8 protein-coding genes are annotated in these 7115 nt (G+C 74.5%); 4 read left to right on the top strand and 4 right to left on the bottom strand.

Annotated elements, in window-relative coordinates:
• Nucleotides 1-7: 7 nt before the first annotated feature.
• Complete coding sequence (locus tag ACFXOZ_RS30790; RefSeq protein ID WP_380526669.1) at nucleotides 8-1267, top strand: sensor histidine kinase; 1260 nt, start codon at nucleotides 8-10, stop codon at nucleotides 1265-1267.
• Here ACFXOZ_RS30790 and ACFXOZ_RS30795 read toward each other — a convergent pair.
• Both ACFXOZ_RS30795 and ACFXOZ_RS30800 read right to left on the bottom strand, forming a co-directional pair.
• The gene (locus ACFXOZ_RS30795) at nucleotides 1264-1758 is read right to left on the bottom strand and encodes a GNAT family N-acetyltransferase (RefSeq protein ID WP_375884751.1); all 495 of its coding nucleotides are present in this window, start codon (nucleotides 1756-1758) and stop codon (nucleotides 1264-1266) included. The two genes, ACFXOZ_RS30790 and ACFXOZ_RS30795, sit on opposite strands and share 4 nt — an antisense overlap.
• Entirely contained in the window at nucleotides 1752-2696 is a 945-nt protein-coding gene (locus ACFXOZ_RS30800) for a MerR family transcriptional regulator (RefSeq protein WP_380593413.1), read from the bottom strand. Before ACFXOZ_RS30800 ends, ACFXOZ_RS30795 begins: the two co-directional genes overlap by 7 nt.
• Nucleotides 2697-2760: 64 nt before the next feature.
• Here ACFXOZ_RS30800 and ACFXOZ_RS30805 point away from each other — a divergent pair, with 64 nt between their 5' ends.
• Nucleotides 2761-3390 carry a response regulator gene (locus ACFXOZ_RS30805; RefSeq protein WP_375884756.1) on the top strand — a complete coding sequence of 210 codons (630 nt, stop codon included), beginning with the start codon at nucleotides 2761-2763 and terminating at the stop codon, nucleotides 3388-3390.
• Between the two features lie 17 nt (nucleotides 3391-3407).
• Here the strand turns inward: ACFXOZ_RS30805 and ACFXOZ_RS30810 are convergent, their stop codons facing one another.
• Nucleotides 3408-4316 carry a transglutaminase family protein gene (locus tag ACFXOZ_RS30810; protein ID WP_375884759.1) on the bottom strand — a complete coding sequence of 303 codons (909 nt, stop codon included), beginning with the start codon at nucleotides 4314-4316 and terminating at the stop codon, nucleotides 3408-3410.
• Between the two features lie 31 nt (nucleotides 4317-4347).
• Entirely contained in the window at nucleotides 4348-5349 is a 1002-nt protein-coding gene (locus ACFXOZ_RS30815) for a GNAT family N-acetyltransferase (protein ID WP_380593414.1), read from the bottom strand.
• A gap of 135 nt (nucleotides 5350-5484) precedes the next feature.
• On the opposite strand from ACFXOZ_RS30815, the gene fdxA reads away from it, so the two are divergent.
• Both fdxA and dapC read left to right on the top strand, forming a co-directional pair.
• Entirely contained in the window at nucleotides 5485-5811 is a 327-nt protein-coding gene (fdxA, locus tag ACFXOZ_RS30820; protein WP_030287402.1) for a ferredoxin, read from the top strand.
• 20 nt (nucleotides 5812-5831) lie between these two features.
• Complete coding sequence (dapC, locus tag ACFXOZ_RS30825) at nucleotides 5832-6995, top strand: succinyldiaminopimelate transaminase (RefSeq protein WP_375884764.1); 1164 nt, start codon at nucleotides 5832-5834, stop codon at nucleotides 6993-6995.
• Nucleotides 6996-7115 lie beyond the last annotated feature (120 nt).

Below are 7115 nucleotides of genomic sequence, written 5' to 3' on the forward strand. Positions count from 1 at the left end.
GGCCACCATGACCGACGCGCACCGGACCGACCGCCCCGACGAACCGGGGGAGGCCGGTCCGGTGCGCGCCTCCTTCATGAACGTCCCGGGCGCCCCGGTGGAGACCCGGCGGCAGATGACCGTCAAGGTCGCCTGGATGCTGCTGTGGATGACCTACCTGGCCTACCCGGCGAGCAGCCTGCTGAACGGCGGGCACAGCGGGGCCGAGCAGGTCTTCGGCTGGGCCTGCCTGGCGGTCTTCGTGGCCGCCTACGTCCTGCTGGTGATCTTCCGCTCGCAGGCGGGGATGAAGCCGCGGGCCTGCCAGGTGGTCGTCGGGACGATGATCGTGCTCGCGGTGGCCTCCGCCGCGGTGCTCGGCGGCGCGTTCCTGACCATGTTCATCTACGCCTCGGTGTGCCTCGCGGTGATCACCCCGGTGAAGCACGCGCTGCGCGCCCTGGTCGCGATGGCCCTGCTCACCGCGGGGACCGGCCTGGCGATCCACGCCGACAACGACAGCACCACCACCTTCGCCCTCAGCGCCTTCCTCTCCGGCGTCGCGATGACCGGCCTGCAGCGGCTGGTCACCACCATGAAGGAACTGCGCGAGGCCCGGGCCGCGGTCGCCCACCTGGCCGCCTCCGAGGAGCGGCTGCGGCTCGCCCGCGACCTGCACGACCTGCTCGGGCACTCGCTCTCGCTGATCACCCTCAAGAGCGAGCTGGCCGGCCGCTTCATGGACGCGGGCAAGGACGAGGCGGCGCGGGCGCAGGTCGCCGAGATCGAGCAGGTCGCCCGGCAGTCGCTGATCGACGTGCGGGAGGCCGTGACCGGCTTCCGCCGCCCCACCCTGCCGGTCGAGCTCGCCGCCGCCCGTACGGCGCTGGCCGCCGCGCAGGTCCGGCTGGAGGCCGCGCCGGAGCTGGTGGACGCCTGGCCGTCGCTGGCCAACGAGGAGGCGGGCGCGCTGGCCTGGGCACTGCGCGAGGCGGTCACCAACATCGTCCGGCACGGCGAGGGGGCCACCGTCTGCACGGTGACGGCGGACGAGAGCTGGGACGGCGGCGGCGGGCGGTACGCCGTCCTGGAGATCACCGACAACGGTCCCGGCCCGGGCAAGTCCCAACCGGGGAACGGGCTCTCCGGACTGGAGGAGCGCCTCGCCCTGGTCGGCGGCCGGCTGGAGACCGGCCCGGGGGAGCGCGGCAAGGGCTTCCGGATCCGGGCCTCGGTCCCCCTGCGCCCGGTCCCCGCCCCGTCCCCCGGGGCCTCCACGGCCTCCTAGGAAGCGTCCAGGGCGCGGCGGTAGCGCAGGCCCGGGTGTCCGCCGAGCCGGCACTGCCCGGTGACCGTGAATCCGCTGCCGGTCAGGACGGCCCGGGAGGCCGGGTTGTCGAGGGTGGTGGCGGCGGTCAGCGCGTGCAGGCCGTAGGCGTCGGCGGCGAGTCGGCAGACCAGCGCGACGGCGGCCTTGGCGAGGCCCTGCCCGGCGGCGGACTCGGCGACGCGGTAGCCGAGTTCGGCGCTGCCGTCCACGAGGTCCACCAGGTTGATCCGGCCGACCAGTGCGCCGTCCGGGCCGAGGACGAGGTGGAACCGGCCGGTGCCCTCGGCCTGTTCGGCGAGCAGGGCGGCGTGGCGCTCGGCGAACCCGGCCGCGGTGAAGTAGGCGTCCCCGCGGTCGGGCACGGTCCGGGCGAACCAGGCGCGGTTGGCGAGCTCGAAGGCGAGGACGGCGGCGGCGTGGTCGGGGCGCAGGGGTTCCAGGGTCAGCATCCGGTCAGTCTGCTGCGCAGGGCTTCGGTGAGCCATCCGAATACCTCCCGCAGGCCCTCCGGCACCGGCCAGCCGTTGATGACGGCCAGCAACTGCCAGTAGCGCTCGGCGCGCGGGTCGTCGGCCGTGGTGAGGCGGGCCAGCAGCCACGAGCGGAGGGCGGGGTCGTCGGGGCGGCGGAAGGTCTCGGCGTACGCGGCGGTGAGGGTGTCCAGGACGGGGTCGGCGGCCGGGGAGGAGGGCGTGATGCCCTCGGCCAGGGCCGCGCCGACCACCGTCCGTACCGTCCCGGTCAGGGCCGCGTGCAGCCCGCCCCGGTCGCCGTCCGCCCGTTCGACGGCCTGGTGCTCGGCCATCCGCCGCACCGCCGCCCGGAAGTCCGGGTCCTGGACGAGTTCGCCCAGCTCGACCCAGGCATCGACCTGCTCCGGCCGCGGTTCGTCCGGCAGTTCGGGCATCGCCGAGCGCAGCATGGCGACGAACTCGGGGTTGGCGTCCAGGTCGCCGAAGGTCTCGTCGATGAAGTCGTGGACGAGCCGGCGGCGTTCGGCGTCGGACAGTCGGGCGAGCTTGTGCATGAGTGTCATCTCCTCGGGGGTGGAAGAGCGTTGGGCGACGGCGAGCAGGACGGCCCGGCGCAGCCGCAGGGTGCGGATCTGCACCTCCAGGGCCTCCGCGTGCGCCGAGACGACCTCGTGCAGCGGGGCCTGGCGCTCCAGCACCCGGCGGATCGCGGGCAGGTCGAGCCCGAGTTCGCGCAGGGTGCGGACGAGGTCCAGCCGGGCGAGGCCGTGGAGGTCGTAGCGGCGGTAGCCGGCGGTGGTGCGGTCGGTGGGCGGGACCAGGCCGGTGTCGGCGTAGAACCGGATGGCCTTGACGGTGAGTCCGGTGCGCCGGGAGAGGTCGCCGATCGAGTAGAGCGTTTCGCTGCCGTCCATGGGCACCACTGTGGGGTCTCCCCCTGCCGGAGACTCAAGCCCCTTTCCCTCTAAGGTCGTGGCCATGGGTACTGCAGAGAACGGCCCCTCGATCCGCGTGCTGCTCGCCGAGGACCAGGGGATGGTCCGGGAGGCGCTGGCGGCGCTGCTCGGGCTGGAGGGGGACATCGACGTCGTGGCGCAGGTCGGCCGCGGGGACGAGGTGGTGGCGGCGGTGCTGGCGAACGAGGTGCAGGTCGCCGTGCTGGACATCGAGATGCCGGGGATGACGGGCATCGAGGCGGCCGCCGAGCTGCGCAGCCGGGCGCCGGGGACGCGGGTGGTCATCGCGACGACCTTCGGCCGCCCCGGCTACCTGCGCCGGGCGATGGAGTCGGGGGCGGACGCCTTCCTGGTGAAGGACGCGCCGGCGTCCGAGCTGGCCGAGGCGATCCGCCGGGTGCTGCGCGGCGAGCGGGTGATCGACCCGGCGCTGGCGGCGGCCGCGCTGGCCGAGGGCGCCAATCCGCTGACCGCGCGCGAGCGGGACGTGCTGGGCGCGGCCGCGGACGGCGCGGTGAACGCGGACATCGCCAGGCGGCTGCACCTGTCGGAGGGGACGGTCCGCAACTACCTCTCGATGGCGATCCAGAAGACCGAGGCGCGCAACCGCACCGAGGCGGTCCGGATCGCCCGGGAGAAGGGCTGGCTGTAACCGCCTCTCGGGGCAGGTCAGTTGAGCCGGTGGCGGGCCGCCCGGGCCTCCTGGCGGACCTTGGCGGCGGTGTCCGGGTCGAAGGCGTCCAGGATCCGCGCGTAGTCGTCCATCTCCGCCGAGCCGCCGAGGAAGTCGCCCATCCGCACCAGGAGTTCGGCCCGTTCCAGGCGGAGCTGGGCCGGGTGCCGGGGGAGCAGCAGGGCGAGTTCGGTGGCCCACAGCTGGGTGCGGGCCTGTTCGGGCCGGTCGGCGGCCCAGGCCCGGATGTTGCCGAGCACCCGCAGCACGATGTCCAGCGGCTGGGCGGGGGTGAGCAGCGCGGGGGTGAAGTCGTGCCCGGAGGCGGCGACCAGGCGCTCGACGTCGGCGGGGTCGAGCAGCCGCCCGCCGTGGAAGGGGTCGGCGAGGACGTACTCCTCGCCGCCGGCCGGGCCGCCGACCGCGACGATGAAGTGGCCGGGCAGGGCGATGCCGTGCACGGTGAGCCCGGCCCGGCGGCCGACGGCCGTCCACACCAGCGAGAGCATGATCGGCAGTCCGCGACGGCGCCGCAGGACGTCGGGCAGCAGCGAGGACTCCAGCCGGCGGTAGTCGGACTGGCGCCCGTGGAAGCGTTCCCGGCCGCCGAGCACGGCGGCGAGCAGTGCGGCGGTCTCCTCCGGCCCGGACGGCGAGCGTTCGGCGACGGCGAGCCGGACGGCGGCCGCGTGCCGGTCGAGGGCGGCCTCGCAGGCGGCCAGCAGGGTGTCGACGCCGGGCGGTTCGCCCGGATCGCCCGGGTCGAGGACCGGGTCGTGCTCGGCGGCGGCGAGCAGGCAGAGCAGCACCGGGTCGGGCTGCTCGGAGCGGGCGGCGGTCCGGAAGCGGTCTCTGCTGTGCTCGGTCACGGTGACGGCGACGGCCTTCGTACGACGGACGGACAAGCGGACATACCAGGAGGGAACGGTCGGGCGCCTACTCCTGGGGGAGGAGCGCGTAGTGGTAAGTGTGACTGGTCGTGAAGCCGAGTCCGTCATAGAGCGCCCCCGCACCGTCGTTCTCCGCCTCGACCTGCAGGTACGCGCCGCTCGCCTCCTCCTCCGCCGCGCGGGCGGCGAGCACCGCCATCACCGCGGTCGCCAGTCCGGCCCGCCGGGCGTACGGCTGGACCTCGATGGCGCCGAAGCAGGCCCACGGGCCGTCGATGACGCAGCGTCCGATTGCCAGCGGCGGCTGCCCGGGGGCGCCGGGGACGGTGGCGAACCAGACCGAGGGGCCGCCGTGCAGCACCCGGCGGGCCGCCTCGCGCGCCGCCGGGTCCTCGCTCAGCTTCCCGTACAGGGACATCCAGTCCTCGCCCGCGGTCCGCGCGAGCCGCACGCGCCCGTGCCCGGTGCCGGTCCGGGCGAGCGCGGCCAGCGGGGCGGTGCGCACCTGGGTGGGGGAGCGCGGCGGGCCGAGCAGCGGCCTGAGGTCGTCGGCCGTCCCGGGGGTGATCACCTCGACCAGGGCGGGCAGTCCGCGCGCCGCGTACCAGGCCCGGACGGCGGCCAGGGCCGCGGGCAGCGGCCTCCCCGGATCGCCGAGCGCCTGGACGGAGTTGGCGCGCTGGGTGAACCCGGCCGCGGCGCGCAGCGTCCACTCGCCGAGCGCCTCCTGCTCGACGCCCGGCCAGCCGCGCCCGGCGGTCCGCTGGAGTTCGACCGGCGTGGCGGCGGGCAGCTCCGCGCGCCGCGCGGGGAAGAGCGGCACGACCTTGCCCGCGACCAGCAGCTTCTCCGGGAAGGTCACCGGACCGCCCGACCGGGGCTCGACCGTGAGCCCGTGATCGTCCCACGATGTGAGCACGCCGATCACATCGCGGAACACCGGACGGTCGTCCACGAACTCCGAGAGGCGCCGCACGGACACGCGAAGACCCACGTCAGAGCGATCTATCCGGACTTCCGGACGCCGTTCCAGCTGGTCTCGGGTCATGATCCGGCCACCTCCTGTGCATTTGCCTGCTCCGACCCGCGATACTAGGGGCGGGCATCGACGACGCCGCGCTCACACCGCGCACGGCAGCAGAACAGAACGGGCCGACAGGCCCTTCCGAGGAGGAACGACAGCGTGACCTACGTCATCGCGCAGCCTTGTGTCGACGTGAAGGACAAGGCGTGCATCGAAGAGTGCCCGGTTGACTGCATCTACGAGGGCCAGCGCTCCCTCTACATCCACCCGGATGAGTGTGTCGACTGCGGCGCGTGCGAGCCGGTCTGCCCGGTCGAGGCGATCTTCTACGAGGACGACACTCCGGAGGAGTGGAAGGACTACTACAAGGCGAACGTCGAGTTCTTCGACGACCTGGGTTCGCCCGGCGGCGCCTCCAAGCTCGGCCTGATCGAGCGGGACCACCCGTTCATCGCCGCGCTGCCGCCGCAGAACGCCGACCACTGACGATCGGTGGCTACTGAGCTGTGAACACCAACAGCACGCGCGCGCCGTTCCCGGGTCACCCGGGGGCGGCGCGCCGCGTTTCCGACCGGCTCCCGGTGTTCCCCTGGGACAAGCTGGAGCCCTACAAGGCCACCGCCGTCGCCCACCCCGGTGGCCTCTGCGACTTCTCCGTCGGCACCCCGGTGGACCCGGTCCCCGAGCTGATCCAGAAGGCGCTGGCGGCCCACACCGACACGCCGGGGTACCCGACCGTCTGGGGTCCGCTGGAGCTGCGCGAGGCGATCGCCGGCTGGCTGAACCGCCGCTGCGGCGCCGGGATCGGCCCGCGGGCCGTCCTGCCGACCGTCGGCTCCAAGGAGCTGGTGGCCTCGCTGCCGACCCAGCTCGGCCTCGGCCCGGGCGACCAGGTCGCCTACCCGCGACTGGCCTACCCGACCTACGAGGTGGGCGCCCGGCTGTGCGGCGCCGAGCCGGTCGAGTACGACTCGGTGGACGAGCTGGACGGCTCCCGGGTGCGCCTGCTCTGGGTGAACTCGCCGTCCAACCCGACCGGCCGGGTGCTCGGCGCGGACGAGCTGCGCCGCGCCGTCGAGTGGGCCCGGGAGCACCGGGTGCTGCTGGTCAGCGACGAGTGCTACTTCGAGCTGGGCTGGGAGGCCGAACCGGTCTCCGTCCTGCACCCGGACGTCTGCGGGGACCCCGGGGACGGAACACAGCACGAGGGCCTGCTGGCCGTCCACTCGCTCTCCAAGCGCTCCAACCTGGCCGGCTACCGCGCGTCCTTCGTGGCGGGCGACCCGGTGGTGGTCGAGGAGCTGCTGGGGCTGCGCAAGCACGGCGGCATGATCGTGCCGGCGCCCGTCCAGGCGGCGACGATCGCGGCGCTCGCCGACGACGCGCACGTGGCCGAGCAGCGGGAGCGGTACGCGGCCCGGCGCTCGGCGCTGCGGGCGGCGCTGGAGGCGTACGGCTTCCGGGTCGAGCACTCCGAGGCGAGCCTGTACCTGTGGGCGACCCAGGACCGCCCGTGCTGGGAGACCGTGGCCGAACTGGCCGGGCTGGGCATCCTGGTGGCGCCCGGTGACTTCTACGGGCCGTCCGGCGCCGGCTTCGTCCGGGTCGCGTTCACCGCGACCGACGAGCGGGTCGCCGCGGCCGTGGAGCGGCTGGCCGCGGCGCGCTGACGGCGGGTACGACGGAGGGGCCGGGGTTGCGGAAAGGGACACCCGCCCCGCCCCCGCGTGGGGGCCGCGGCGGGGGGGGGCGCGGGGGGCCCCCGGCCCAGAGGCGGGGGGGATTAAAAA

Source organism: Kitasatospora sp. NPDC059160 (assembly GCF_042755465.1).
In the GTDB taxonomy this organism is placed as follows: Bacteria; Actinomycetota; Actinomycetes; order Streptomycetales; family Streptomycetaceae; genus Kitasatospora.